The sequence below is a fragment of the Altererythrobacter sp. CAU 1644 genome (assembly GCF_029623755.1).
In the GTDB taxonomy this organism is placed as follows: domain Bacteria; phylum Pseudomonadota; class Alphaproteobacteria; order Sphingomonadales; family Sphingomonadaceae; genus Erythrobacter; species Erythrobacter arenosus.
Genome location: NZ_CP121106.1, coordinates 1,826,390 through 1,852,336, shown reverse-complemented (window position 1 = coordinate 1,852,336; position 25,947 = coordinate 1,826,390). Strand labels below are relative to the sequence as shown.

The window sequence follows — 25,947 nt, the reverse complement described above, 5'->3', positions numbered from 1 at the left end:
GCCCAGCCTTCCCCTTCGGTGGCAGGCCCAGTTGAACCCACGCTTTCCAGAGTGCCGATCGGTCATGCGGTCCATTGACCTGAGAGTTTCCGGGGCGGTTGCTCCTTCGGTGCCGCAGGCTTGCGCCAGACGGGCTCTCCCGCATGGCCGGATCGCAGAATCGCTCCTGCGAAAGGCGGTTTCGCTCTGCGCGATTCAAGCGGATTGGTCAATCTCTCAAGCGCTGGCTAGCGCCAGTTGAGCCACAGCAGGTAGAGCGCCGACAGCACGATCCACGCGCCGTCGAGCGTCTTCAGGCGCCGTGCACCCAGCCACAGAGCAATGGGGCGGGCGAGAAAGCCTCCTAGCGCCGCGGCAGGTCCTGCGAGCAGCACCACCTCCCACTGGATCGTTCCCGCCTCGAGGTGCCAGATGCTGCCGAGAATGACGCTTACCGAGGAAATCAGGCAGGCTGCCCCGGTGCACAGCAGGACCGGATAGTGCCGGATGAAGAGGTAGAGCGCGACAAGCTCGCCGATACCGACCGAGAACAGGGCAGTCAGGATGCCGCCCGGCACCGCAATCAGGAGCAGCGCCACGAGGTCAAATCGTTCGAGACGTCCCTTCTCCGGTCGCGCCAGGTTCACCGTCCAGGTCGAAACGATCAGCGCCACGCCCAGCACGATGGAGAAGGCCTTGTAGCCCATCAGCACAGCGTGCTGGTCGAAGGCGGTGAGACGCTGGGTCAGCAGCATGGCGGGCAAGGAAAGAGCCAGCACCCCTAGTGCGACCACGAAGAAATCGCGCGGTCGAACCAGCGCATGGAGCGGTTCGGGATCCGGCTGGTGAAACAGCCGGTCGGTCCAGCGCAATGCCCCCATCGTCATGCCAAAGCTCTGGATCGCCATCGACACGCCCACCACTTGCAGCGGCTGGAGATCCATCACGCCCCATTCGCGCGCCGCGTTGAAGACCGGCACGAACACCACGCCGCCGCCGGTCCCGGAAGTGTTGGCGATGATCGCCCCGACGATCCCGACACCGGGCAGAAACCACAGGCTGCGCAGCAGGTTCGTGTCGTAGGGCACGATGAAGAACAGCGCGATAAAAGCCGCCAGCAGAATGCTGCCGCCGATCCACACCAGCCGCCCGCGGGGCAGCGCGCTCAATCCAGATTGGGTCGCAACCATCTCTCGGCGGTCGCCATATCGACGCCGCGACGCCGCGCATAGTCTTCCAGTTGATCGCGGCCGATGCGGGCGACGCCGAAATACTGTGCCTCGGGATGGCCGAAGTAGAACCCGCTCACCGCCGCTGTCGGATACATGGCGAAGCTCTCGGTCAGCGTCAGTCCGGCGTTGTTCGGTACATCGAGCAGGTCGAACAGGATCGGCTTGAGGCTGTGATCGGGGCAGGCCGGATAGCCCGGTGCCGGTCGAATGCCGCGATACTGCTCCTTGATCAATGCCTCGTTGGTCAGCTGTTCGCCGGGCGCGTAACCCCACAGATCGGTGCGGACATGCTGGTGGAGCCGCTCGGCAAAGGCTTCTGCGAAACGGTCGGCCAGCGCCTTCAGCAAGATGTCCGAATAGTCGTCCTTGTCATCCTTGAAGCGCGCCGAGTGCGACTCGATCCCATGGATACCGACGGCAAATCCGCCGATCCAGTCGCCCGCCGGATCGATGAAGTCGGCGAGGCACATATTCGCCCGGTCGCGGCTCTTCTTGACCTGCTGGCGCAGGAAGGGGAGCACGACATGCTCCTCCTGCTCGGGGAGATGGATCGTGACGTCATCGCCGTCGCGCGCGCAGGGCCAGAAGCCGCACACGCCCTTCGCCAAGAGCCATTTCTCGGCGACGATTTTGTCGACCATGGCGTCGGCATCGGCCTTGAGGTTGCGCGCCGCCTCGCCCACCACCGAATCTTCGAGGATCGCCGGGTAATTGCCGTGCAGTTCCCAGGCGCGGAAGAACGGCGTCCAATCGATATATTCGCGCAGATCGGCGAGATCCCAGTCGTCGAACACGTGAACCCCGGGTTCGAGCGGCGGCGCCGCCTTGTCGCTCTGGAACGCATCGTAGAAGTTCGCGCGCGCTTCCTCGAGCGTAAGCAGCGGGCTCTGGCCCTTGCCCTCGCGCACCTCGCGTACGTGCGCATACTCGCCGGCGGTCTCGTCTACGAAGCCATCACGCTGCGTGTCCGACAGCAGCTTGCTCGCGACGCCGACCGCGCGGCTGGCGTCAAGGACATGGATCACCGGGCCATCGTAAGCGGGGTCAATCCGCAGCGCAGTATGCACCTTACTGGTGGTGGCTCCGCCGATCAGCAGCGGGATCGACAGTTCCGCACGGGTCATTTCCTCCGCGACGGTCACCATTTCGTCGAGCGACGGCGTGATCAGGCCCGACAGCCCGATGATATCGGCTTGGTTGTCGGCAGCGCTCTTGAGAATGTCCTGCCACGGCACCATCACGCCGAGGTCGATCACTTCGTAGCCGTTGCACTGGAGCACGACACCGACGATGTTCTTGCCGATATCGTGGACGTCGCCCTTCACGGTCGCCATCACGATCCGGCCCTTCGACTGGTCGGCCAGCCCGCTGGCTTCCTTCTCGGCCTCGATAAAGGGGATGAGATGGGCGACTGCCTTCTTCATCACGCGCGCCGACTTGACCACCTGCGGCAGGAACATCTTGCCGCTGCCGAACAGGTCGCCGACGACATTCATGCCGTCCATCAGCGGGCCTTCGATTACTTCGATCGGCCGCGCAAACTGCTGCCGCGCCTCCTCGGTATCTTCGACCACATGGGCGTCGATACCCTTGACCAGCCCATGCTCGAGCCGCCGCTCAACCGGCCAGCTGCGCCATTCCTCGGCCTCTTTCTCGGCCTTGGCGTCCCTGCCCTTGTAGCTTTCGGCCAGCTCGATCAGCCGCTCGGTCGCATCCGGCCGCCGGCACAGGATCACATCTTCGCAGGCATCGCGCAGCGCGGGGTCGATATCGTCGTAGATGTCGAGTTGCCCGGCATTGACGATCGCCATGTCGAGCCCGGCCGGGATCGCATGATAGAGGAACACCGAGTGCATCGCGCGGCGCACGGTCTCGTTTCCGCGGAAGCTGAAGCTGAGGTTGGACAGCCCGCCCGAAGTCTTGGCATGCGGGCAACGCGCCTTGATCTCGGCCACCGCCTCGATGAAATCGAGCCCGTAGCGGTCATGCTCCTCGATCCCCGTCGCGACGGCGAAGATGTTGGGATCGAAGATGATATCCTCGGGTGGGAACCCGATCCCGGTCAGCAGTTCGTAGGCGCGCGAGCAGATCTCGACCTTGCGCTCCCTGGTATCGGCCTGGCCGGTCTCGTCGAAGGCCATGACGACGACCGCCGCGCCATAGAGCATGCACAACCGCGCCTGTTCGAGAAACGCCGCCTCGCCTTCCTTCATGCTGATCGAGTTCACGATCGGCTTGCCGCTGACGCATTTGAGCCCGGCCTCGATCACCTCGAATTTCGAGCTGTCGATCATCACCGGCACGCGCGCGATATCGGGTTCGGCCGCGATCAGCTTGAGGAAGGTCTCCATCGCCGCCTTCGCGTCGAGCAGCCCCTCGTCCATGTTGACGTCGATGATCTGCGCACCGTTTTCGACCTGCTGGCGGGCGACCTCCACCGCAGCCGTATAGTCGTCGGCCATGATCAGCTTCTTGAAGCGCGCCGATCCGGTGACGTTGGTGCGCTCGCCGATATTGACGAAACGGGCGGTGTTAATCTCAGACATCAGGCAGCAATCGAAAAGGGTTCTAGCCCCGCGAGGCGCATCTCGGGTGCCACGGTTGGGATCTTGCGCGGGGCAGCACCCTCGACCGCCTTGGCAATCGCGGCGATATGTGCCGGGGTCGAACCGCAGCATCCGCCAAGGATATTGGCCCGGCCGTTTTCGGCCCAGCGCCCGAGAAACGCCGCGGTGGTTTCGGGCAGTTCGTCATACTCGCCCATTTCATTGGGCAGTCCGGCATTGGGATAGGCCATCAGCAGCGTGTCGGCGATGTTCGAAAGCAACTGGACATGCGGGCGCAATTGCTCGGCGCCGAAGCTGCAGTTGAGCCCGATCGTCACCGGCTTGGCATGCCGCATAGTGTTCCAGAATGCCTCGACCGTGTGGCCCGACAGGTTCCGACCCGACAGGTCGGTCAGCGTGAGCGAGATCATCAGCGGAATGTCCCGCCCTTGTTCGTGCTCCAGCTCCTTGACCGCCATGACTGCGGCCTTGCAATTGAGCGTGTCGAAAATCGTCTCGATCAGGATGAAGTCGGCCCCGCCTTCGAGCAGCGCCGCGGCCTGTTCGCGATAGACCGCCTTCACCTCGTCGAAGCTCACTTCGCGATAGCCCGGGTCCTCGACCTGCGGCGAGAGCGACAGGGTCTTGTTGGTCGGCCCCATCGCTCCGCAGACGAAGCGCGCGACGCCGTCTTTGGCGGTCGCGTCCTCGCAGGCCTCGCGGATGATCCGGGCGGCAGCGACGTTGATGTCGTGCACCAGGTCTTCCGCCCCGTAGTCGGCCTGGCTGATGCGGTTCGCGTTGAAGGTGTTGGTCGCGAGCACGGTTGCGCCCGCGGCGATATAGCTGTCGCAGATCGCGCGGATGACCTGCGGCTGGGTCAGATTGACGAGGTCGTTGTTGCCCTTCTGGTCATGCGTGAGCCCGGTGGCGCCCGCATAATCCTCGGCCGACAGCTTGGCGCGCTGGATTTCGGTGCCATAGGGCCCGTCTTTGACCAGCACGCTCTTGGCAGCGGCGGCGATCAGCTTCTCGCGCGCAGTCATTTGGCTTCTCCTGCCGGACGCTTGCCGAGCATGTGGCAGATCGCATAGCTCAGCTCGGCACGATTGAGCGTGTAGAAGTGGAACTTGCGCACTCCGCCCGCGTAGAGCCGACGGCAGAGTTCGGCGGCTATGGTCGCGCTGACCAGCTGACGTGCAGCGGGCCGGTCATCGAGGCCCTCGAACAGCCCTTCCATCCAGTGTGGAATCCCCGTGCCGCACAGGCCCGACATGCGCTGGACTGCCGAAAAGCTCAGCACCGGCATGATGCCGGGGACAATTTCGCCATCGATCCCGGCCGCCGCCGCCCTGTCGCGGAACCGAAAGAAGCACTCGGGCTCGAAGAAGAACTGCGTGATCGCGCGGGTCGCTCCGGCGTCGAACTTGCGCTTAAGATTGTCGAGATCGGATTGCGCATCGGGCGAATCCGGGTGCACCTCGGGATAGGCAGCGACCGAGATCTCGAAATCCGCCACCCGCTTCAAGCCGGCAATCAGGTCGGCGGCATTCTCGTAACCGCCAGGGTGCGGCTGGTAATGCTCATGACCTTCTGGCGGATCGCCGCGCAGCGCGACGATATGCCGGATGCCTTCTTCCCAATAATGCCGGGCGACCGCATCGACCTCCTCGCGCGTTGCATTGACGCAGGTGAGGTGCGCGGCGGCCGGGATGCCGGCTTCGTTCTGGATACGGACGACCGACTGGTGGGTCCGTTCGCGGGTCGAGCCGCCAGCGCCATAGGTGACCGAAACGAAACGCGGCGCAAGCGGAGCAAGAGTCTCGACGCTTTGCCACAAGGTTTCGGCCATCTTCTCGGTCTTGGGCGGGAAGAATTCGAAGCTGACATCGATGTCGCCCGCCATGTCTGAGAATAGCGGGCTCTCGAGAGCCAGTTGCGCCTCGCGCATCTGCTGGACGGTTGGGCTCATGCGCTTGCTTCCCGGCGAGTTGCGGTCACCGGCGTTCCGCGCCGTTGCCCGATCCAAATCTTGACCACCAATTCGCGGCCTTCGAGCGCGATCGGCGTCTGGCTGCTGAAACCCGCTTCGGTCAGCAGCAACTTTAATTGTCTGTCGGAGAATCCCAGACGCGCATGTGCATGGCGCTCGCGCAGTTCCTCGTGATCGTGCGCCGCGAAATCGATGATCGCGATCCGACCGCCGGGGCGCGTGACGCGGGCAGCCTCCGCGAGCGCAATCTCGGGATCCTGCGCGAAATGCAGCACCTGATGGAGCATCACCGTGTCGAATTGCTGCGCCGCGAATGGCAGGTCGGTGAAGTCGCCCTGCACCAGCTCGACGCGCTCGGCCGGGAGGTGCTGCAACTTGGCGCGCGCAATGCGCAGCATTTCGAGGCTCTTGTCGAGCGCGACGATGCGTTCAGCCTTGGGCGCAAACAGCTCTGCCATGCGACCGGTACCCGTGCCGATATCGAGCAACTGGCCCAGCGGCGCGTCGCCCAACGCCTCGTCGAGCGCCTTCTCCACCAATCGGTCCGGGCTGTGCAGCCGACGCAGATCGTCCCATTCATCGGCGTGACGCGCAAAGTAACCCTGCGCCGTTTCCTCGCGCGCGGAACGGATCGAGGAGAGTTTGCGTCGATCCTCGTCGCATTGTGCGGCGAATTCCGCATCTTCACGCTCTGCGGTCGCAAGCAGCCGAGTGACCGCCGATGGCAGCGGGGTGGCGCTATCTGTTCCGCCTGGAGTGCGCAGAAAGACCCAGCTTCCTTCGCGTCGCCGTTCGGCTAGACCGGCATCGACCAGGATCCCGACGTGGCGCGAAACGCGCGGCTGGCTCTGGCCCAGCACCTGCGCGAGCTCGCCCACGGCCAGCTCCATCGTGCCAAGTAGGCGCAGGATGCGGAGCCGGGTCGGATCGGCCAGCGCACGGAAGATTGCATCGACGCTCATCGCGAAGCACATATAAAGATATTTTTATGTCTGTAAATTCCGACAGGCCGCGGAAAGCGATCGATGAGGCAAAGAAAACCTCGCAACGGTCCGAACGCAACTTTCCATCGCGACCCTCCAACGGAAGCTCACGGATGGTCTCGCTCGGGAAGTGAGGGAGTGGTGCCGCTTACTGGACTCGAACCAGTGGCCCCATCATTACGAAATCGTGTCCTGTTTTTGCAATATCTTTTTACCACAACACTTTAGGGCCATTATTTTGCGAGATCTTGGCTCGTCCCAGCGGAATCCCAAAGTTGCTTGACTAGCAAGCAACTGGAGAAGCAAGTTTGAGTTCGTTCAGCCGGATGAATTCAAAAATGCGTCCTGCTGCCAACCCACTTGAACTTGGTGCGGCTTGCGAAAGGGTTGCCACCTCTAGCATCAGCGTGATGTCCGAATTTAGGTGACCGCTGTAGGTAGATGAACGACCGACAATGGGTGGAAAGCAGACATTCGCGGGATCGCATGATCGAGGTCCGTTAGGCTTAGAAGCAGACCCGTGCCGGACAGATCAGGCAGGAAAATGAATTCCGCACAGTTTGTTGCCGTCGGGATCACGAAAATAGGCCAGTTCGATGGTGCCCATGGAGGCAGTTTCGCGCGGTCCCGGCGGATCTTCGATCGAGGTTCCGCCAGCGGCAACGGCGGTATCGTGAAGCTGCTTCACCTGCTCGGGCGAGTCGCAGGAAAAGGCGACTGTGCTGCCATTGGCGACGCTTGCCGGTTCGTCGTTGATCGGCTGGCTGACGATGAAGTTGGTTCCGTTGCCGTTATTGTAGATCAGACGGGTATGCCCGCTGTCGGCGATGTTCCGCGTCCCTTTCCCTGCACCCAAGGTGCCGAGCACCGTGTCGTAGAAGCGCTTGGATCGTTCAATGTCGTTCGATCCGACCATGGTGTGAAAAAGCACGCATACTCTCCTGAAGGCTGATCGACTTCCGATCACCATTAGCGGTTTCACCTATCAGGCACGTGAACCGCAGTCACCCCCGGCCCTCGGAATGTCCGCTATTGGGTCGCAAGGCGACTGTCCGCTTTTGCGGACAAAAATACGAGAAGCTGCCTGTCAGGAATCGACCCAATTGCGGACGTTATTCTGTGATCCGAAAAAATCTTTCCGCATTGCCATGGAGGATTGCAGCTTTTTGCGCGTCGCCCAGCCAATCGAAGCTATCCAGCCTTGCGAGAATTGGCTTGATGGGAAGGTTGTCGCTCCCGAACATGATCCTGTCGCCGAAGCCAGCATCTATGAGCGTTTTCAGCGTTGCCTCGTATTGGTCTACCGGCATCGCGCCGTTAGTGATTGAGAGATCGACGTAGACATTCGGGAAGTCGTGCAACAGTTTGAGTGTCTCAGGCCAGAAGGTGTCGTAATCCGCATTCCCTGACCCTACGTGCTGCAGCCAGATCCTGAGGTTTGGATGCTTGGCGAGTACCGGCCGCAAGAGCTCGGGGTTGCCCATTTCAGGGTCGAAGTCCGGACAGCAATTTGGGTCAGACCGCGTACTAAAGCGGCCGCCTGGTCTTGGCCCGCGCTGGGTGTGAATGCCCACCGGAATGTCGAATCTCTCGGCTAGCGCCCAGTACGGTTCTAGACGCGGATTGGCCGGAGAAATTCCGTAGTAGCTTGGACCAAGTTCGTGCAGGGCACGGACCTTGCCCAAGAATACCTGCTCTTCCAGCCAAGCCAAATCGGCCCAGCCTTCAGTCGCTGGAAAGCATTTGTATCGCGGTTCCGAGAGGTTTCGGGGACAGGCGAGGGAAACCCCGACTATGATGCCAGGCATCTGCCAACGATCGACTTCTTCGGGTGTGGTCACGGCAACGACGGCGACAATCACGTCGTCAGACGCCATCTCCACCAACTGTTCCTCGCGAACTGTGTCGTAATCGCCGTCAGGCCACGCTGCATGCCGATGGACATCGATCAGTCCGAGGGACGCCAGAAGTGACGATGCAAGCGTTATTGACACGTAGTCGGCTCCCTCCGCCGGAACTGCACATCTTACGTATCACAACGCACCGCCAATGTCCGCTTCCCACCCATTAGCGGACATCCGGCTCGGCAATGTCCTACGCCGAAAGCCGACCGAAGGACTGATAACCTGCGACATGTTAAATCAAGGCGCGCGACTCATGTGAAAACGGCGCGACCAGCCGAAGTCAAAAAAGGCCGTTCTCCACCGGTTGTACGGGGTTAGATGGCGCAAGAGGTCTCGAGGAGGTGCTTATTACCTAGCGTCGATTGCGGTACGGCTCGCAAGCAACCCCATCATTGTCAGCGTCGAGCTCAGGACGGTAGCCTGGCTGGCCTCGTCTGATCGGGGCGGCGCCAGCTGCGCGTGCGGAAGCGCAATTCTGATAATATGCCGATCCTCGCGAGGACGGATGGGCAGGCGCGAGAGTTTGCCGCTGACGGCGCAAGGCTGGACGCGGCTCGGATTCCGACGGATTGCTCGCCCGATAATCGGCGGGAGTCTCGAATTGAGAACTCCAGATCCCGACGCTTTCCTGCGTGGCTACCGCCTCCAATTCGACATAGGTCTCGCTGAACTGTGGTAGAGCGACTGCCCATCCGGCCCTGACGATTTCTGCGGCAAGATCCCGTCCGCTGACTGTGCAGATCGACACCTGTCGGCCGTATTGATCGAGATCGACCTGGCGGCAGCTCAACCTTCCATTGCGCAAAAGGCTGGCGAGAAATTGTGCTGCATCTTCGCCGCAGCGCCAGGCTTCACCGTTTCTCGAGCAGTGCTGCGACCGTTCTACCGCGTCAATTCCGTGAAGCCGGATCATGTCATCGCCGAATGCAATCGTATCGCCGTCGACCGCCTTGGGCGCGCCCACCATCAATTGCGCATGGGCCGGCGCATAGAGGAGTATCAGCAGTGCGAATACGAGTGGCTTCATCGCGCGCCCCTGCGACTATCTACCTCAGCGTGACTTCTTCTTGCGACCGCGATTCTGGTTCGCTTTCGTTCCCAGTCCGAGCTTCTTGGCAAGATCGCTGCGAGTGGCGGCGTAGCTGGGCGCAGTCATCGGATAGTTTGCCGGAAGCTCCCAACGTTCGCGATATTCGTCAGGTGAAAGCCCGTGGTCTCCTCTGATGTGCCGCTTGAGCATTTTCATCTTCCTGCCGCAGTCGAGACAAACGAGGTGGTCCTGTTTGACCGACGAGCGGATCGATACCGCCGGATCGGGACGCGGCTCTTGCGCATCGCTACCCTTACCCAGGCTTGAGAGTGCGCCGAAAACGCCGGCGATAAAGCCGGGTAGTGCTTCGACCGCGACGCGGTTGTGACCGACGTGCGCCGAAACAATCTCTGACGTCAGGATGATAAGGGTCTCGTTTTCCTTTGCTTCGTCTTCCACCATTGGTTCCTCATCGTTCTTATGTGTCGCTGGCTCAGCCTGAGAGATGTAACCCCTGTTGACCGTGCAATACGCAAGTCTTCTGCACTGCCCGCCCAATGTCAAACCTGAGCAATCGCCATCATAGGGCATCCGGCTTAACATCAACATTCATGTCATCGCCTGACGAGCAGTTTTGAAAATCCGGTTTGGATTGAGGGGCTTTTTCCTACCGGCCCAATTGTATGCATTTCTCAGCCTAGAGGACTCACGATTGGACCGAGCGAGCGCGATCTTAGTTGCCAGAAGTACAGCTTTGTAACGATGTGGACTTTCTCGGTTGTTGCGCCGGCCTCGTGAAAATATCGCAAATGATGCGACCCGTAGGGCTCGAACTTCTTGTTCGGTCCTCAACTCAGCAACCCCGCCCGAAGCCACGCTCGAGGCGGGGTGTTTTTTCGCAAGAAGCGATTGTCCAAGTCGAAATCACCTGGCGCTGACCAATCAGTTCAACCGAACGGCCGCTTGCGCAAGTTGTATGCTGAGCGCCCGCTCTCGCGCAATGGGTTTTCGCATGACCTGAGCGTTGCGAGCTTCCAACACAATCTGGTCCTGCATCTGCAAATCACCTGCCATCAGCCCGAACGCAATTGACTCGATTGTGCACTGCAGCATAACCTTTGCTATGGTTGGTTCGCAAGATTCCACCAACTGCGCAACATGCCCTTCTCAAGGAGGCCAATCAATGAACTTCGAACCCGACAGGCTCGGCGAAAACATTGAAGAGATTGCCACCAGGAGCCACGCAAAGCCAGTCACCGAGGAACTGAGCAAGCTGAAAGAAGCGCTGAAGTCTGAGTTCCCGAAGGCAGTGTGGATCGAGTTCGAATTCCGCCAACAACTTCGTATTCACATCGATGTGCGGACAATCGAGGAAGTGACCCTCATAGAAGCACGTCTGCCGGCTCTCTGCGGGGGGGCCTTTAGCGGCGTGTTCAGTGGCCGGACCCCCAATCATGCATTTCTTCACCGGGTAACCGCGTCGGTCGACCGATAGCTCCCCATTACGGCATTCTTCTTGAGAAACGGCTCGCCCGATCGCGGAAAACGGACCTTCCGAGTCGCGGCATCGAACAATCAGCTCAGCTAGAATGCGCGCGACGCTCCCGATCATTAAACCGTTCAATACAGGAGTTAGATTGCTGACGTCTTGAGTGACCTGCCCCATTAGGGTGGTCCACCGGTTAAGTTAGAGTTCCGGCGGTTGTGGTCGCCCTGCTGGGCGGCCTGAAGCGTAGCGTAAGGCAGTTCAGCAGGGCGAGGCAAGATTGTTTGTGGTGCCGGCGCTCTGTAGCCGAGCGATGAGTGTGGCCGGACGGTGTTGTAATGGATGCGCCAACGCTCGATCAGGATGACCGCTTCCTTGAGCGTGTAGAAGATCTCCCCGTTGAGCAGCTCGTCCCTGAGCTTGCCGTTAAAGCTCTCATTGTAGCCATTCTCCCATGGTGACCCCGGTTCGATGTAGAGCGTCTTCACACCGATCCGGCTCAGCCAGCCGCGCACGGCGTGTGCGGTAAACTCAGTCCCATTGTCAGAGCGGATGTGATCGGGCGGACCATGCCGTTGGAACAGCTCGGTCAGAACCGCCAGCACATCATCGCTCTTGAGCTTGCGCTGGACATGGATTGCCAGGCATCGGCGGCTGTGCTCGTCGATGACAGTCAGCATGCGGAACGCCTTTCCGTCATGTGTGCGGTCCATGACGAAGTCGTAGCTCCAGACGTGACCGGGATATTGCGGTCTGAGACGCACGCATGATCCATCGTTAAACCACAGCCGTCCGCGCTTTGGCTGCTTCTGCGGCACCTTCAGCCCTTCTCGTCGCCATATCCGCTCAACCCGCTTGGCATTGACCAACCAACCTTCATTGCGCAGCAGAGCCGTGATCCGGCGATAGCCATACCGGCCATATTGCTGGGCGAGCTTGATGATCGCAGCAGTGAGCGGCTTCTCGTCTGCGGGAGGCGTTGGTTGCTTCCGCTGAGTAGAGCGATGCTGGCCAACGACCCGGCAAGCACACCGCTGGGATACGCCCAACACCTCCTGCACATGATCGATGGCCAGCCGTCGTCGCGAAGGGCTCAGTACTTTCCCTCAACAACCTCCTTCAGGATCAAGGCGTCCAGCGTCAGATCAGAAACTGCTTTCCTCAGCCGCTGATTCTCCTTCTCGAGATCCTTCAAACGCCGCGCCTGGCTGACCTTTAGCCCGCCATACTCACGACGCCAGCGGTAGTAGTTCTGCTCCGACACGCCCAACGATCGGCTGATCGCGCCAACCTTCTCTTCCTGCGATAGCCGAACCTCGGCCTCTCGCAGCATCGCGATAATCTGTTCTGGCGTGTATCTCTTCCGTGCCATTCATCAGCTCCCTTCAAGCCGTAAATAGCCGAAATCCTAACTCTCAGTGTGGCTCACTTTCCGGGGGGCAGGTCAAGGCGACCGATCGTAAATCGCCTCGATTTTACTGACTGTTAGGCATGCTGATTCAGCGATTTGCTTCGCTAACTGATGTAACGCTGTACTCTCAAATCAACGGAGATTGAAATTATGAGTGTTCGGCGCATTGAAAACATGAAGTTGATTGCACTTGGCGCTGCTCTGGGATTTTGGTTTGTCTACCATGCTTGGGGCACCTCCAAAGCTGATGCACCGGCAATAATCTTTACTATCGCTTGGCTTGGGATCGCAGCTTGGCAGCGGCTTGCAAGCCGGCCAATGTTAGCACCGCAAGGCGCATAGCTCTCTCCCATTAGTAGCGCAGAAATGAGCCAAGTATCCTCTGTTTGCCGGCAATCCAGCCTGTGCCTAGTAAAACTGGGTGCACAGCACCAAGTTCTCGATAAGAGGCCGGGAGCGGAGCGTCAGCCACCGTACATGTCATCACGCTTTAGTCTATCAGCCCGCCGCTAAGTGGTGGGGATTTCGTGGGCCATAGATTCCTTTTCTTGCCTCATCCTCGACGGGCGGACCAGTGCTCTTCCAAGGATTGACGACTGCAGAAGTCTACATTGGCTAGGGGCTAACTGACAGGATGCATCGCAGCCTTTCGCCAAGGTTGACGCTTTCGCATTGATAAGAACGAACATACGGAAGATCTTGTCTACGCCATCGCCACGATACACGTATGGGGCGAAAGATTTTACAACCGCGTTGATCAATTCATCTGGCCAAGTTATGCAACGATGAGTGGAAGTCTCGCTGAGCCGCGGTTCGGATAGGACAGGAAAATAACTGTCCGTCGAGGAGAATCGTACTGGTAGATCGCCGCATTGATGGGCGCCGCGGGGCGCGCGTTGGCGGCACGAAATTGGGCTTGGGGTGACTTGAAACACGAATTTTCGATCCAGGACAGGCGAAGTAGGGCATTGGAGGAATTGATCTTGGGAGGTGCGCCGCCGGGCGTGGCAATCTCAGGGTTATCGCGCCTCGCCACGAAGATCGCCGGAGGCGCCGCGGGTGCAATTACTTACGTGCAACACGGCCGACAATTGTTCTATGCACCTAATGGATTTGACCTTGTAGAAGCGTCACTTGACGACTCCTTCTGCATTCATGGGATTAGCGAAAATGAAGCGCTCCTGGTTGCTGATGCTCGCCAAGACCCGCGCTTCTCGCAAAATCGCTTCGTAACAGAGAAGCCCTTTATCCGGTCATACCTAGGATTGCCAATTTGCGAACATGATGGTGCAGCTGTCGGAATGCTTTGCGTAATGTCTCCGCGTCCTGCCGCTTTCGACTCTGGCCACATCGAGACGCTTAAGCCAATCGTAAAGGCTATTGAAGATCTGCTCGAGCTTCGTTGCGTAGAAGCTGATCTTGCCCAAGCAGAGAACCAGATCGCAGATGAACGCAAGAATTCCAGTCAATTAAGTGCTATCTTGAGTCAAACAGAAGAGGTGGCCGGAATTGGCGTCTGGCAAGTCAAGCTCGACACCCAAGAGCTTGTTTGGTCTGACAAGGTCTACGCGATTCATGGCCATCCGGTCGGAGAGCCGATCAGCGTTGAGCAAGCAATTGAGTATTATGTGCCTGAGGATCGAGATCGGGTCGCCGAAGCGGTAAACAACGCGATTATGTATCGAGAAGAATTCGACTTCGAGGCAACAATCCGAGATGGCGACGGGAAGCTGAGGCGGGTGCGTTCCAAGGGCGAGCGCGTAGATATTGACGGAACCGACGACCGGCTACTGGGTATCTTTCAAGAGGTCGGAGGGCCATGAGCGTAGACACCTTACCTTAGGGCAATTGTCGGTCTTGTGTGAAGGAGTTGCCCGTATCCTGATGCCTAAGCCCGATGCCCTCTATTTGATCAGACATTTCTCCATTGCATGTTCCTGAAGAGGTTTGGCCGACTCGCCAGCCAAGAAAGACTTTCGGCGACAAACAGGTTGTTAACCAAAGTCGCCTAAAGAGTCGTGGCAGGACCACGGACCAACAGGACCAAATCGGGAAATTCATGATGAAGACACTCGCTTTCTCAAGCGCTTCGACACGAGTTGCAATCATAGCGGCAGGAATTCTAGTTGCAGCAAACCCCGCAAAAGCGGAAACACAAGGCACGCTTGGCGCGACATCGCAGGGTTCGATCGATATCCAGGCCTCGGTTCCCAGCCGCGCACGGATTACGAAGCTGGTTGACGTGTCGTTCCTCAATCAAGATCCGACCTCACCGGCCACGAGCAGCCAAAGTGTTTGTGTCTGGAGCAACACCTCTACAGGAGCCTATTCCATCACAGCCACCGGCAGCGGCACGGGCAATGCCTTTACGCTCTCGGATGGTTCGGACGAGGTTGCATATTCTGTCCAATGGAATCAGGCGGCAGGACAGTCGAGTGGTTCTACACTTGCTACGGGCGCCGCATCTGCAACTTTGACTTCAGCAGCAACCCACCAAACCTGTACCACCGGTCCCGCTTTTTCGGCGAGCCTCATCGTCGGAATAGACACAACCGAACTTAGTTCAATGAACGCCGGATCTGTCTACTCAGGTTCCTTGACGCTTCTTGTGACGCCTCAATAACAAGGCTGGAGCGGCGTCGAGGAACGCTCGGGACGCCGTAGAGCTTCACCAAATATTAACCCTGTTAGGTAAGACATGGGTTATGTCGAAAAGGCCACACTCTTTGCGAGCAATTGTGACCCTTGGTTTGCTTGGGTTTGCAATGGCGCTTCCAGGGAAGGCAATCGGTGCCGATAAGGCTCGGGCCAGCGGTTTTACGGACATTTTCTTTGGAGAGGTCGGAGTCTCAGGAGGTGATGTAACCGCCCAGCGCGAATTGTGTATCTATTCCAATTCGTCGAGTGCTCAATATTCGGTGATGGTTACAGGCAGCCGATCCGCGGACGATCTGGTGCTGTCTTCATCCAACAATAACATCGCGCTCGAAATCCAATGGGCGGATCAAGCAGGTCAGTCGAGCGGTCGAATCCTGCGACCGAATGTTTTCGAAAGCGGTTTCACCACAAACGCGCAGAACCAGGGTTGCAAGAGCGGACCCGCGGCTACCGCAACTCTTATTGTCAACCTGCGCGGATCAGAGCTCGGCAAGGCGAAAGCAGGGTCCTATGCTGGTTGGCTTGCTGTCACAGTCTCACCCCTTTGAGTTGGCTGTGATGCCAAACGAATCCAATAACAATTCCAACCGAGCCGACTGGGGCGGGATCTGTTTGGTAGCCGGAATGCTCGCAGGTCTACAGTCATTCCCTGCCCAATCGCAAGACGAGTTGCCTCCTCAGATCCAGACCGGAGTTCCAGCCGAATTCGAAGACCTTAATGAACCGCAGATTGTCCTAGTTGATGCTTACCTCATGGGCCAACGGCTCGGTTCAACAAGGATTGTGACATCTCCGGGCTCCATTCAATTTCTCGAGCCAAAAGACCTCGTCGCCAGGATGGTGGAGATCGCAGAGCCCGACAAGGTGCTCACAGTGCTGTCGCGTGAACAGCTACCGTCCAATAGCGCCCTCGCCTGCTCTCTGGGCAGCGATCCCCAGCTTTGCGGGAGACTAGATGTCTCCGAAGCTGGCGTAATCTACGATCCTAATCGCCTCCGTGTTGACATTTTCCTCAATCCTGCATTGCTAAACGATCCGCTTACAGGAGAAACTGAGTACCTTTCGCCGCAGTCCGAAGGGTTGTCCCTGGTCAGTATGGGTTCTGTCGTACTTGCCGGAGGAGAGTCCCAGCCAGACTTCGTCAACATCCAGAACCAAGTGGTGGTTTCGGCAGGTGCGACGCGTGCGAGGGGTGATTTCGGCTACGCTAGCGAATTCGGCTTTCAGACCGACCATCTGTATCTCGAGACCGACCTTGACGGGGTGAGGCTTCTTGGCGGAGCGATGTGGTCGCAAGGGAGTGCGCTTTCAGGTCGACGAAAGTTCCTCGGATTTGGTTTAGAATCTCAGACAGACACCCGCAGGGACAGCCAATCAGTTGAAGGGAACCCTTTGGTTGTCTCCCTTGATGATCGCTCCCGGGTCGATGTCTTTCGAGATGGCAAGCTCATTGCCAGCGGGACCTATAGATCGGGCAACCAGCTTATTGACACGAGTGCTTTTCCGGAAGGATCTTATGGATTGCTGGTCCGGATTACCGACAACGCTGGGCGCGTTCGTGAGGAAGAGCGGTTCTTCACCAAGTACGCGCGGATAGCAACCATTGGCCACGATCGTTTCCGCCTGCTCGCTGGCATGCAGATAGACCAGCGCGCGCCCGGATCGGTCGTTCCGAAGAACTCCCCTTATGCATTGGCGAATTGGTCCAGGAGGATGAACGAGCCAATCGCGCTTGATGCGACGTTGATACTGGAGAATGAGCGCTATCAGGCCGAGTTGGGAGCATTTTGGCTCACGAAGGACGCCACTGTGAGGTTGGCGGGGATGGTCACAGAGGAAGGAGCGTTGGGTGCTGTCCTGCAAGCCCAGTCAACCGGGAGTTCAAGACTCTCGTATTCGTTCGACATTCGACACGTTTCAGATGGTGCTACTGGCAAAGGCTATCTGATAGGAGCAGAATCAAATGCCGGACCTGGCGATCCACGCTTTGGCAAACTCGCAGGGATCGGCGATTTCAGCCAGATTGCGGGAAGCCTTTCCTATAGCTTGACCGATACCCAATTCTTTCTTTCCGGAAACTATTCTTCAAGCGAACTATCAGGATCTAGCTATGTCGTGGGCCCGGCTTTTCGCTGGCGTGTTCTTGATCGCGGCCGTTTCCGCATTGCATTCGACGGCAGCTTGACGTTCTCGGATCGGGGAGAGAACGGATTCTTCGGAATCAGCTTCAACCTTGTCGGGGGAAGCTCCAGCAGCTCTGCCCGTGTCGGGCAGCGCCTCGCAAGTGGAGCATCGGGCAGTGACGACAGTATCATCGCGAGCCTGGATCAGACTTGGCAACTTGACAGCTTGACCGGTGGACAGTCCAGCTTAGGGGCCTTTGCAGAGTTCCAAGGCCAAAGTGAACAGGTTGGCGGCTCGCTCGAAATGCGCCAGAAGCAAGCGTCAATCTCCGGACAGATTGCTCGGGTGAGCGAGAGCGGAGAGTCGAATCTGCAATATGGCTTGGGAATAAGGACTGGGTTTGTCGCGGGCCAGAGCGAGAAAGCGATTGTAGGCGAGCTTTACCGCGAAGCGATGGCGATTGTGCGGGTCGAAGGAGCCCGAGTGTCAGATAGGTTCGAGGTTCTGGTCGATGAGCATGTTGCAGGGACGATCGAAGGATCGAAGGATCTGGAGATACCGCTTGCCGTATATCGCGCTTATAGCATTCGAATTCGCCCTCGGGATGCAGGCTTAGTATTTTATGATGGAAGCACGCGTGAGGTCGTATTGTTTCCAGGCAACGTGGTCGGCCTCACATGGGACGCCGAGCCCGTCTCGATCTACATTGCACGCGCTGTCGACGCCAATGGAGACCCCATATCTAACGCTTCAGTCATGGCCAAGGGAGGAATAGCGGAAACCGATCCTTCAGGCTTCTTTCAGATCGAGGCAGTTGCCGGTGCGAAGCTTGAATTCGTCAATTCACAAGGCATGCGTTGGTTCGCCCGTTTGCCGGTCGACATCCAAGAAGGCAATCTCCGGAAATTGGGCAACCTGATGGTCACACAGACCGCCGACGCAGAGATCGAAATACCAGCCAACAACGCAGTATCGGGAGAATAGGCATGAAGAAATACGCAGGACTAGTCGCATTTCTGGCAGTCGTATTCTCGTCACCGGCGAGCGCAGAAATGGTGCTTAGCAAAGTTATTCTGGATCTCAATGGCGAAGATCATCGACAAGACGATATCGAAATCTTCAACTCGGGTGCAGAGCGCATCTACGTTGTGGCAGACCCCTACGAGATCATAGCTCCCGGCACCGAGCAACAACTGCGTAAGCCAGCGATTGATCCCGAAGTCTCCGGCATACTCGTCTCCCCTCGCAAGCTGATCATCGAACCGGGTGAAAGGCGAATAGTGCGAGTGGCAATCCTGGATGAGCAGCGCGTCCGAGAGCGCATATTCCGGCTAGCGGTGAAGCCCGTCGTTGGTGATGTTACTGCAAACACCAATGCACTTAAGGTACTTATTGGATATGACGCGCTCGTAATCTCGAGGCCCACCAGTTTAGTGGGGAATATCGAGAGTGATCGTGAAGGCAGAACGCTCACCATCATCAACAACTCTAACATGGCTCGAGAGTTCTTCGGGGCCGTCCAGTGCGATCAAGACGGAGTAAACTGCGTGAAACTGCCCGCCAGACGTCTTTACGCTGGCACTTCCTGGTCCCTCGAACTGCCTTACAATCAGCCAGTCACATTCGATACAGCATGGGCTAGTCAAAACGAGCGCCTGACTTTCTAAGCTGGTTCACCGCAAGGTCAATTGCCGTCCCCTACTAGGCTAGCCATTGCACTAAGGCATCTTTCAACGTTTCCAGCTTTACCGGCTTTGCAATGTGCGACTGCATCCCGGCATCGATAGCGGCGGTGACATCTTCCTCATAAGCATTGGCAGTAAGCGCAATGATCGGCAGCTCCGCTTCAGAGTACCCCAGATTTCTCAGATGCGTTGCGGCCTGATGGCCATCGCAGTTTGGCATCTGAATATCCATCAAGATTAGATCGACCGGGTGTCCTCCATCTTTCGCAGCCTTTACTGCCTCAATCGCCAACATTCCGTCTTCAGCCAAGACGACCTCTTGGCCGCATTTCTCTAGCATCGCTTCCACTAGGCGCCGATTTACCGGATGATCTTCTGCCAGCAGTATTTTTCGCCTAGGGAGCTGCAACCCACTCTTATCGGAACGGACTATGGCCTGATTTTCGGGAGTGTTCATGTCTACCTGCCGCAAGGGCAGGAGCAAGGTGAAGGTCGATCCTTTCCCCGGTGCGCTCGTAACTCGCAGTGAGCCGCCTAGGAGTTCGGCCAACTGCCGAGAAATGGCGAGGCCCAGACCGGACCCGCCATAGGATCTTCGAGCTTCACTTTCGACCTGTTTGAACGGCTCGAAAATGAGGTCCGAGTGGTCCGGAGCAATGCCAATTCCTGTGTCGGACACTGTGATTTCAATCTGATCGCGAACTGTCCCGGCGTGAACGCTGATGCTACCCGAACTGGTAAACTTTACTGCGTTGCCGACAAGGTTGTGAAGAATTTGCCGCAATCGTAGAGGATCTGTCACGAGGTAGTCCGGCAAGTCTTTACTAGCGGTCCACGCAACGTCCAGCCCGCGACTTTTTGCGTTCTGAGCGTGAAACTCTACGCAAAATTTCAGAAGACTGCGGATTTCGCATGTTTGCTCTTCAATCCTGACGGTGCGCGACTCAATTTTTGCGATATCCAGGATATCGCTCAACAGCGACATCATGTTGGATCCAGATTCGGCGATGAGCTCAACTTGAGCCCGTTGTTCGTCGGTAAGGTCGGAAGTCAGCAGCAACTGGGCAAAACCAAGGACGCCGTTCATCGGCGTCCGGATCTCGTGACTCATGTTCGCGAGGAATTGAGACTTGGCAGCCACAGCATTTTCCGCATGACGCCTTGCTCTTACCAGATCTTTTTCGAGATTAACCCTTTCGGTCACGTCGCGGGTCGATACGACGATTTCCTCGGGCAAGTTCGTCGCCGAGTCCCGCACTAACCCGCACGTGGCTTCTATAAATACAGGCCTGCCGAGATCATCGTCCAGATACCTGCGATAGACAAATCGGTCCTTCTCGACTTGACCGCTGACCAGTTGACGCGTTGCCTGTTCGATACGTCCGCGCGCTTCTTCGTGGACGCGCTCACTCGCCACAGACCCGACCATCTCTTCAGGTGGCACGCCCTGAACGTCGATTGCAGAGGGCGACGCAAAGATACACCGGCCAGCTAGGTCATAACGCAGGACCGAATCTGTAATGTTCTCGCAGACTGTCTTATAGTCCTTGCGGCTCTCTTTCAGCGCCTCCAGTGTCATTTCTCTTTCGTGCAGCAGCGCCGCGATTGGCAGGCTGATGACAAAGTTAGTCGCAAGAAAGAGCTGCATTACGATCAATTGCTGCTGACCACCTCCCGGCAGGTCAGAAATCGGCCCCAAATCCAAGAGCGTGCAGACTGTCGAGATTGTCGCGACTTTGATGAGGGAAAATGCTGTGCCAGGTGCACCAAGAAAGAAAGCGTGGATGACTACGACCGGCGCAATAAGGAACAACAAGGGATATTCTGATTGGATGAAGACCAAAACGGTAATCGAAGTACCGCCGATCGTTAGGATGGCCCAAGTTCTGGCTTCCGCGACTGTGAGCCGCTGCCTTCGCGAGATTGCGTCGAGCAGTATCATCAGGACCGGAGCGACTGTGAGCATTCCTAGGGAATCGGTGACTGCCCACATCGCGAAGTCTTGGAATGAGGGAATGCCCCTGCTTGTCGCGAGCACAAACATCGCCAAAGCTGCCGAGAAGAGCGGAGCAACGATCCCAGCCGAGAAGGCAAATCTTCCCAACTGGCGCATCTCGCGCAAATCAGGAGAAAATCCGCAGAGACGTCTGCAAAGGTAGAAGGCAATTGCGATCTCAAGAATGTTGCTCAGCGCGAGACCAACTGCGAGAACAACTGGATCGTTGTGAAGCAAGTTTGCACCAATGTTTCCTGCTCCACACGCGAGAAGAACCAACCAGGGATTCGCAGTGCGCTGACGAAGGAGAAATACGAGCGCGACTGCGTTTGGAACCCAAACCGCCGCTATTCGACCCTCGCCAGTCATGAGCATAAGATCCAGCCAAGCAAAGGCTGCAAAGCAAATGCCGGCCGCAATGGTCGCAAGAAGTCCAGGGCCGAAGTGCTGCCGCTGCTGTCTATTCGCCATGCATCAGACTTCCCATTCCCGGTACTCGTTGGATATTGATCTGCCACATTCGCTTGACTTCAAGAACCAAGTTTCAGGGGCTTGTGCACCGTTTCTTCCGGACAGTTCAAATTTCTCCGCAGCTGGCTTGCGCCAGACAGCAGGAAGATAATAAGTCGTCGGCAAGCAGTCTTCGAGCACAATAACGGTAGAGGTGGAGTGGATATGCCAGAGCCCGAGGGGCTATTCAGCATTGAAGAGTTGCATGAACTGACGTCGCTGATTGGTGCAGATGGGACGCGGGAAATGTTCGAGAAGTTCTTCACGCTTGCCGATCAGGATGCAGCAGATGCCATGGCCGCTTTCCAAGCAGGTGACCGTCATGGGGTAAACCAAGCAGCGCACCATGTTGCAGGCGCTGCACTTGGCCTCTCCTTTCGAAGGATCGCAGTGATTGCACAATCGATAGAGCGGGCCGAGAATGTGTCGCGTAAGGACCTTGGCGACTTGAGCCGCGCGATCGCTGAGACTAGCGAAGGTGTCGAGCAATGGTTTGGCGATCAAGGGTCCGCGTGAGATTACTCGGGATTTCCGCCAGACTGCAGTTTGATAATCGCCTGACCGCGGCTCTTAACACCCAACGCCTTGAGGACAGTCGCCACGTGCTTTTTGATGGTATCTTGCGTTAGGCCGAGCTTGTCCGCGATTCCCTGATTGGACAGGCCTTCCAAGAGCAGTGGAAGTACCCTTAGCGGACCTGCCGGAATCCGGGGTACGTCGTCGCGCATGTCTATTGGCTGGGCCAGACCTCGCCCCTCTGAAATCGTTTGAATAGCCAAGGCCAGATCTTCGCGAGTCAGTTCTTTTGAAAGTATCCCATCAGCACCCAACGCTCTGGCGCCCCGGATCAACTCATCGTTCGCGTTCGCGCTAAAAACAAGCACGGGAACGTCAGGATGGTGACCACGAACCATCGCGAGAGTTCGCAATCCTGAACTGTCGTCAAGGTTCAGGTCGAGGATAAGCAGCTTCGTACATTCGTCATCAAGAAGGCCCAGCAAGGCGCCCAGCGACGTTACTGTCTTGATTTCCGCATCGTCCCATCGCGAACGAATCGCGAGAGTTATCATCGATGAGCAAATGGGATGATCGTCAGCAACGATGAATGTGTTGGCCATGCTGATCGACTACAAAGATGTACTTGCCATGGCAATGACGAGCTGACCACTAACAAGCTTGAATGGGTTCATGATCCTATGCAGGTCTAAGACCAAGAAGCAAGTTGCGCAAAATAATTGCCATTATGACCTGCACGAGCTCGTCCTCGTTCTCTGCGTGTGTTTGGGTAGTCCCACATCCCTCCGCGGTTTCAGGTCTATATCTGCGCCGCAATGAATCGTGCCTCTCGCCCTCAAACCGTAAGGCCAGGCCATAACCTCCTCTTGGCAGTTCAACGCGATAACCGTTTACGGGGGAGAAGTGACGATAGTGTGCGTCGAGTTTAGCTCTGAGCCGCTTAGCCTGTACCCTCACGACTGAGCTGCGAGCGGGATCGAAGTCCTCCCTGCGCTCTAGGACGTCGACGGCAAGGGCGTACTCGCCGGGATCTTCGGTACCGGCGTATGTGTCAGCATCGGCAAGATGCCGCAGCAAGGCCTTCATTCTAGGAGATCGACTCAACGCAGGGGCACGGCAAATCGCCTCAACCTCTTCGTGCATCAGATGACTATTCTTCATGGCTCCACTCCAACTTCCGTTAGCCAGCATCTTTGATGAGATTCCCCTACTTTTGGGTTACCAACTCCGCCTCGAGCGAAGATGCATTGTTTTATATCGTTGATTTATCAGGCTTTTATGATTGTTACATTTTCGTGTAACCGATCAAGGCTTCATACTTTCGTGCCATTGAGTTATGATTCGGTCATGTGGAAGATAATGTCTCTTGCCTCTGCTCTTATCGCTGCAGCCGCTCCCGTCGCCGCATCTGCTCAAACCGCTCATGCCAAAGCAGGGGTGCGGATTGTTACTGGGGACTATAGTGTGCTCTCATTGACGCCTGGGAAGCCAGAGGAGATAGCTGGTAAGGTAGCAGGGCGCCCGGATCGGCAGGTGAGCCAGAAGAAGCTGAGCAATGCAGAGGGTGAGCCAGGTATCGAGACGAACGAGAAGTTCCATCTGATCTTGCTGGAGCAATTGTGATGGTTATTCCACCGAGATTTGCCACACCGAGTGCAATGGCCTCGCTGCTCTTACCTGCTCTATTGCTTTGGTCGAACGAGGCGGGCGCGGCTCAACAAGGGGAGATCGGAGCGCAGTCGACGGGTAAAGTAGGCATCGTACTTTCGCTCCGTGAACCGATCTATGCGAGCGGCCCCACGGAGCTGATCCTCAGTCACGGCGCAGATCGGAAAGATGATCTTTCGAAGAATATCGAGTACTGCGTGAGAACCTCAGGCCGCGCGTCCAGTTTCAGCGTTATGGCACATGGCAGCGGTCCAACCGGAAACTTCGAGCTCGCCTCAAACGGCACCACCGCACCCTACAGCGTCGAGCACTTGGGGTCGCCAAACTCAAACCAAGGGCTTCTGTTGAGGCCGCATCAAGAATTGGCACTTGAGGCCAGCGCTGACCCTAGCCGATGTGCTCCGGGGTCCGTTACGATCGGCACCCTCAAAATTACTCTTGCGGAAGTCGATTTACGAATGGCCGCTAACGAAACCCGAGCCGGAACTCTGACCCTTTTCGTCCGTCCTGAGTAGAGCGAGAGTCCCTACTCATTGATCGCACTGATCAGAGCCCCCTCTCGGGTCTCGACCGCTGCGATCAGCCTCGAAGAAGGGGTAGTCATTCTCTTCCATGAATAAGGTGAGGCCAGCCCTTCGGGAGATGGACTGGCCTCCGGGATTTGACCGATAGCGGAGCAGGACCATCACTCCACCACCTCAAGGTGAGATGGCACTAACGTATGAATTTTCCATTATCACAGCTCCTGCCACTCATACCTTCGGTACTATTGCGGTGAGGGCGGGCGCGGACTAGAGCTCACAACGGGAGGATTGAGAGTTGGCAGCCAAGAATCGAATTCTGATCGTTGACGATCATCCTATTTGCATCGATGCGCTTGAGATTGCCGCCCATCAGGCCGCGAGGGACTTGGTTGCCGATCATGCCGCAACAAAGGCGCAGATGGTCGCGCGTCTCCGAACGGTAACATACGATGCCGTCTTCCTCGATCTGGCCCTGCCCGACGCGACAGGCATCGCTGCTTTGCAGGCTGCCAGGCAAACGCAACCAGACACCTCGATAGCGATCGTCAGCTCAAGCCTTGACGCGCCACTCGTGCGCGATGCAATGGCCGCAGGTGCAAAGGCCTATCTGCCAAAGTCGCTTTCGCTCAAAGAACTCGCGTCGGCTATTGCGGTCGTTCTCCATGGAGGCATCTATTTTCCGGACCATGTTCTCGCATCCTTAGCGCCCGCAGTACGGAATGGCACCGAGGCGTCAGCGAAGCTCTCACGAATGCAACTTCGCGTTCTGGAAGCGGCAGCAAGCGGCAATTCGAACAAGGGTATCAGCGACGAACTCGGTATTGCGGTCCCGACCGTCAAATCGCATCTTTCAGAAATCTTCCGCATTTTGGAAGTCAGCAACCGCAATGAAGCTATCCTAGCCTTCCAGCGCCTGCAGTGAGCTTGCGGTAGAACCATGGCACTTAGGTGGGGGTAAATCACTTCCCTGGAAAGATTTTTTTCATACTTTAGTGCCATTCGTTTGACATGAGGGATGGTAAGTGTGGCATCTGCCCCGTGAGCCTCCCGTTTGCAAAGCAACAGGAAGGCGCTTGATGCTGCATTCATGTCTAGACACCGCAATTCCGCCAGATCCCCGTCGTTCAGACAGGACTTCCCTCCTCATACGCCCAATCAAGCTGGTGTCGCGCAAGGACGAGTTCCTTTGCCTCGTTCGCGACATTTCGGTCACCGGGGTGAGCATACGCAGCTTTCACGACCTTCCCCCAATGGACGACGTCAGACTCGAATCACAAACTGGTGAGACTCTCGAGGCGACAGCAGTTTGGCAGATGGACCGTCGAGCGGGGTTCGCTTTCAAACAGGACATCGATGTAGAATCAGTGATTGCTGAAATGGGGCTGTATCCCAAGCGTCCGCTTCGTTTTGAGCTCTCCACACCGGCCACCCTGTTTCGTGCCGGTCAGCCCACACCTGCCACAATTCTCAACCTCTCCCAGCAGGGTGCAAAACTGCAAACAACGCAGAGACTGTCGATCGGCGAATTGGTTAGGATTGAAGATGGCTCCTTGCCATCTCTTGTCGCGAAAGTCTGTTGGCGTGACGGCGAACTTTACGGGGTGGTATTCGAGACGCGCTTCACATTGGCGGACTTTGCAGTCATGGCGGCAAGAATGCAGCAGCCAAAATTACTGGCCCGCGCGAGTTAGGATTGCTCGGA

Annotated in this window: 21 protein-coding genes and 1 riboswitch; of the genes, 9 read left to right on the top strand and 12 right to left on the bottom strand. The window is 57.4% G+C overall.

The features are described from left to right. Positions 1 to 57: 57 nt before the first annotated feature. A riboswitch (glycine riboswitch) is annotated at positions 58 to 152 on the bottom strand. A 75-nt stretch (positions 153 to 227) separates the two neighbouring features. The 9 genes from P7228_RS09205 to P7228_RS09165 all read right to left on the bottom strand — a co-directional run bounded on the left by P7228_RS09205 (position 228) and on the right by P7228_RS09165 (position 10,129). Beyond that, on the bottom strand, positions 228 to 1,148 hold the full coding sequence (locus P7228_RS09205) for a sulfite exporter TauE/SafE family protein (RefSeq protein ID WP_278014943.1): 921 nt from the start codon (positions 1,146 to 1,148) through the stop codon (positions 228 to 230). Then, complete coding sequence (gene metH / locus P7228_RS09200; RefSeq protein WP_278014942.1) at positions 1,145 to 3,757, bottom strand: methionine synthase; 2,613 nt, start codon at positions 3,755 to 3,757, stop codon at positions 1,145 to 1,147. Before metH ends, P7228_RS09205 begins: the two co-directional genes overlap by 4 nt. Further along, positions 3,757 to 4,803 carry a homocysteine S-methyltransferase family protein gene (locus P7228_RS09195; protein WP_278014941.1) on the bottom strand — a complete coding sequence of 349 codons (1,047 nt, stop codon included), beginning with the start codon at positions 4,801 to 4,803 and terminating at the stop codon, positions 3,757 to 3,759. The genes metH and P7228_RS09195 overlap by 1 nt, the downstream gene beginning before the upstream one ends. Next, positions 4,800 to 5,729 (bottom strand): methylenetetrahydrofolate reductase, encoded by a 930-nt coding sequence (gene metF / locus P7228_RS09190; protein WP_278014940.1) that lies wholly within the window; start codon positions 5,727 to 5,729, stop codon positions 4,800 to 4,802. Before metF ends, P7228_RS09195 begins: the two co-directional genes overlap by 4 nt. Further along, positions 5,726 to 6,712 carry an ArsR/SmtB family transcription factor gene (locus P7228_RS09185; RefSeq protein WP_278014939.1) on the bottom strand — a complete coding sequence of 329 codons (987 nt, stop codon included), beginning with the start codon at positions 6,710 to 6,712 and terminating at the stop codon, positions 5,726 to 5,728. Before P7228_RS09185 ends, metF begins: the two co-directional genes overlap by 4 nt. A 553-nt stretch (positions 6,713 to 7,265) precedes the next feature. Further along, positions 7,266 to 7,664: a VOC family protein gene (locus P7228_RS09180; RefSeq protein ID WP_278014938.1), complete on the bottom strand. Its 399-nt coding sequence runs from the start codon at positions 7,662 to 7,664 to the stop codon at positions 7,266 to 7,268. Between the two features lie 181 nt (positions 7,665 to 7,845). Beyond that, entirely contained in the window at positions 7,846 to 8,727 is an 882-nt protein-coding gene (locus P7228_RS09175; protein ID WP_278014937.1) for an amidohydrolase family protein, read from the bottom strand. Positions 8,728 to 8,989: 262 nt separating this feature from the next. Next, positions 8,990 to 9,550, bottom strand: a complete 561-nt coding sequence (locus tag P7228_RS09170) for a thermonuclease family protein (RefSeq protein ID WP_278017743.1) — start codon at positions 9,548 to 9,550, stop codon at positions 8,990 to 8,992. A gap of 138 nt (positions 9,551 to 9,688) precedes the next feature. Further along, positions 9,689 to 10,129 carry a Ros/MucR family transcriptional regulator gene (locus P7228_RS09165; RefSeq protein WP_278014936.1) on the bottom strand — a complete coding sequence of 147 codons (441 nt, stop codon included), beginning with the start codon at positions 10,127 to 10,129 and terminating at the stop codon, positions 9,689 to 9,691. 721 nt (positions 10,130 to 10,850) lie between these two features. Between P7228_RS09165 and P7228_RS09160 the strand changes: the two genes are divergently transcribed. After that, the gene (locus tag P7228_RS09160; protein ID WP_278014935.1) at positions 10,851 to 11,162 is read left to right on the top strand and encodes a hypothetical protein; all 312 of its coding nucleotides are present in this window, start codon (positions 10,851 to 10,853) and stop codon (positions 11,160 to 11,162) included. A 170-nt stretch (positions 11,163 to 11,332) separates the two neighbouring features. Here P7228_RS09160 and P7228_RS09155 read toward each other — a convergent pair. Then, positions 11,333 to 12,525, bottom strand: a protein-coding gene (locus tag P7228_RS09155) for an IS3 family transposase (RefSeq protein WP_278014934.1) whose coding sequence is annotated in 2 segments (ribosomal slippage) — positions 11,333 to 12,261 and positions 12,261 to 12,525 — 1,194 coding nt in all. Because the reading frame shifts where the segments join, the coding sequence is not laid out codon by codon here. 1,007 nt (positions 12,526 to 13,532) lie between these two features. Here P7228_RS09155 and P7228_RS09150 point away from each other — a divergent pair. The 5 genes from P7228_RS09150 (at position 13,533) to P7228_RS09130 (ending at position 19,013) form a co-directional block, all read left to right on the top strand. Then, positions 13,533 to 14,387, top strand: coding sequence for a GAF domain-containing protein (locus P7228_RS09150; protein ID WP_278014933.1), 855 nt, complete (start codon positions 13,533 to 13,535; stop codon positions 14,385 to 14,387). Between the two features lie 236 nt (positions 14,388 to 14,623). After that, positions 14,624 to 15,187, top strand: coding sequence for a hypothetical protein (locus P7228_RS09145; RefSeq protein ID WP_278014932.1), 564 nt, complete (start codon positions 14,624 to 14,626; stop codon positions 15,185 to 15,187). A gap of 115 nt (positions 15,188 to 15,302) precedes the next feature. Continuing rightward, positions 15,303 to 15,770 (top strand): hypothetical protein, encoded by a 468-nt coding sequence (locus P7228_RS09140; RefSeq protein ID WP_278014931.1) that lies wholly within the window; start codon positions 15,303 to 15,305, stop codon positions 15,768 to 15,770. Further along, a complete protein-coding gene (locus tag P7228_RS09135; protein WP_278014930.1) occupies positions 15,733 to 18,330 on the top strand; it encodes a TcfC E-set like domain-containing protein in 2,598 nt (865 codons plus the stop codon). Before P7228_RS09140 ends, P7228_RS09135 begins: the two co-directional genes overlap by 38 nt. A gap of 2 nt (positions 18,331 to 18,332) precedes the next feature. Next, complete coding sequence (locus tag P7228_RS09130; RefSeq protein ID WP_278014929.1) at positions 18,333 to 19,013, top strand: fimbrial biogenesis chaperone; 681 nt, start codon at positions 18,333 to 18,335, stop codon at positions 19,011 to 19,013. 34 nt (positions 19,014 to 19,047) lie between these two features. On the opposite strand, the gene P7228_RS09125 is transcribed toward P7228_RS09130, so the two are convergent. After that, positions 19,048 to 21,498 carry an ATP-binding protein gene (locus tag P7228_RS09125; RefSeq protein WP_278014928.1) on the bottom strand — a complete coding sequence of 817 codons (2,451 nt, stop codon included), beginning with the start codon at positions 21,496 to 21,498 and terminating at the stop codon, positions 19,048 to 19,050. A 204-nt stretch (positions 21,499 to 21,702) separates the two neighbouring features. Here P7228_RS09125 and P7228_RS09120 point away from each other — a divergent pair, with 204 nt between their 5' ends. Beyond that, on the top strand, positions 21,703 to 22,053 hold the full coding sequence (locus P7228_RS09120) for an Hpt domain-containing protein (protein ID WP_278014927.1): 351 nt from the start codon (positions 21,703 to 21,705) through the stop codon (positions 22,051 to 22,053). A gap of 2 nt (positions 22,054 to 22,055) precedes the next feature. Here P7228_RS09120 and P7228_RS09115 read toward each other — a convergent pair whose 3' ends face one another. After that, positions 22,056 to 22,655 (bottom strand): response regulator, encoded by a 600-nt coding sequence (locus P7228_RS09115; RefSeq protein WP_278014926.1) that lies wholly within the window; start codon positions 22,653 to 22,655, stop codon positions 22,056 to 22,058. Between the two features lie 1,885 nt (positions 22,656 to 24,540). On the opposite strand from P7228_RS09115, the gene P7228_RS09110 reads away from it, so the two are divergent. Together P7228_RS09110 and P7228_RS09105 are read left to right on the top strand one after the other, a co-directional pair. Beyond that, a complete protein-coding gene (locus P7228_RS09110; RefSeq protein ID WP_278014925.1) occupies positions 24,541 to 25,167 on the top strand; it encodes a response regulator transcription factor in 627 nt (208 codons plus the stop codon). 154 nt (positions 25,168 to 25,321) lie between these two features. Beyond that, on the top strand, positions 25,322 to 25,936 hold the full coding sequence (locus tag P7228_RS09105; RefSeq protein WP_278017742.1) for a PilZ domain-containing protein: 615 nt from the start codon (positions 25,322 to 25,324) through the stop codon (positions 25,934 to 25,936). The last annotated feature ends 11 nt before the right edge of the window (positions 25,937 to 25,947 follow it).

What these genes read in the sequence shown, in the direction of transcription:
- metH (WP_278014942.1), bottom strand. Translation starts at nt 3,757, where the DNA reads ATGTCTGAGATTAACACCGCCCGTTTCGTCAATATCGGCGAGCGCACC.
- P7228_RS09195 (WP_278014941.1), bottom strand. Translation starts at nt 4,803, where the DNA reads ATGACTGCGCGCGAGAAGCTGATCGCCGCCGCTGCCAAGAGCGTGCTG.
- metF (WP_278014940.1), bottom strand. Translation starts at nt 5,729, where the DNA reads ATGAGCCCAACCGTCCAGCAGATGCGCGAGGCGCAACTGGCTCTCGAG.
- P7228_RS09185 (WP_278014939.1), bottom strand. Translation starts at nt 6,712, where the DNA reads ATGAGCGTCGATGCAATCTTCCGTGCGCTGGCCGATCCGACCCGGCTC.
- P7228_RS09170 (WP_278017743.1), bottom strand. Translation starts at nt 9,550, where the DNA reads ATGATCCGGCTTCACGGAATTGACGCGGTAGAACGGTCGCAGCACTGC.
- P7228_RS09165 (WP_278014936.1), bottom strand. Translation starts at nt 10,129, where the DNA reads ATGGTGGAAGACGAAGCAAAGGAAAACGAGACCCTTATCATCCTGACG.
- P7228_RS09160 (WP_278014935.1), top strand. Translation starts at nt 10,851, where the DNA reads ATGAACTTCGAACCCGACAGGCTCGGCGAAAACATTGAAGAGATTGCC.
- P7228_RS09145 (WP_278014932.1), top strand. Translation starts at nt 14,624, where the DNA reads ATGATGAAGACACTCGCTTTCTCAAGCGCTTCGACACGAGTTGCAATC.
- P7228_RS09135 (WP_278014930.1), top strand. Translation starts at nt 15,733, where the DNA reads ATGCTGGTTGGCTTGCTGTCACAGTCTCACCCCTTTGAGTTGGCTGTG.
- P7228_RS09130 (WP_278014929.1), top strand. Translation starts at nt 18,333, where the DNA reads ATGAAGAAATACGCAGGACTAGTCGCATTTCTGGCAGTCGTATTCTCG.
- P7228_RS09125 (WP_278014928.1), bottom strand. Translation starts at nt 21,498, where the DNA reads ATGGCGAATAGACAGCAGCGGCAGCACTTCGGCCCTGGACTTCTTGCG.
- P7228_RS09120 (WP_278014927.1), top strand. Translation starts at nt 21,703, where the DNA reads ATGCCAGAGCCCGAGGGGCTATTCAGCATTGAAGAGTTGCATGAACTG.
- P7228_RS09115 (WP_278014926.1), bottom strand. Translation starts at nt 22,655, where the DNA reads ATGGCCAACACATTCATCGTTGCTGACGATCATCCCATTTGCTCATCG.
- P7228_RS09105 (WP_278017742.1), top strand. Translation starts at nt 25,322, where the DNA reads ATGCTGCATTCATGTCTAGACACCGCAATTCCGCCAGATCCCCGTCGT.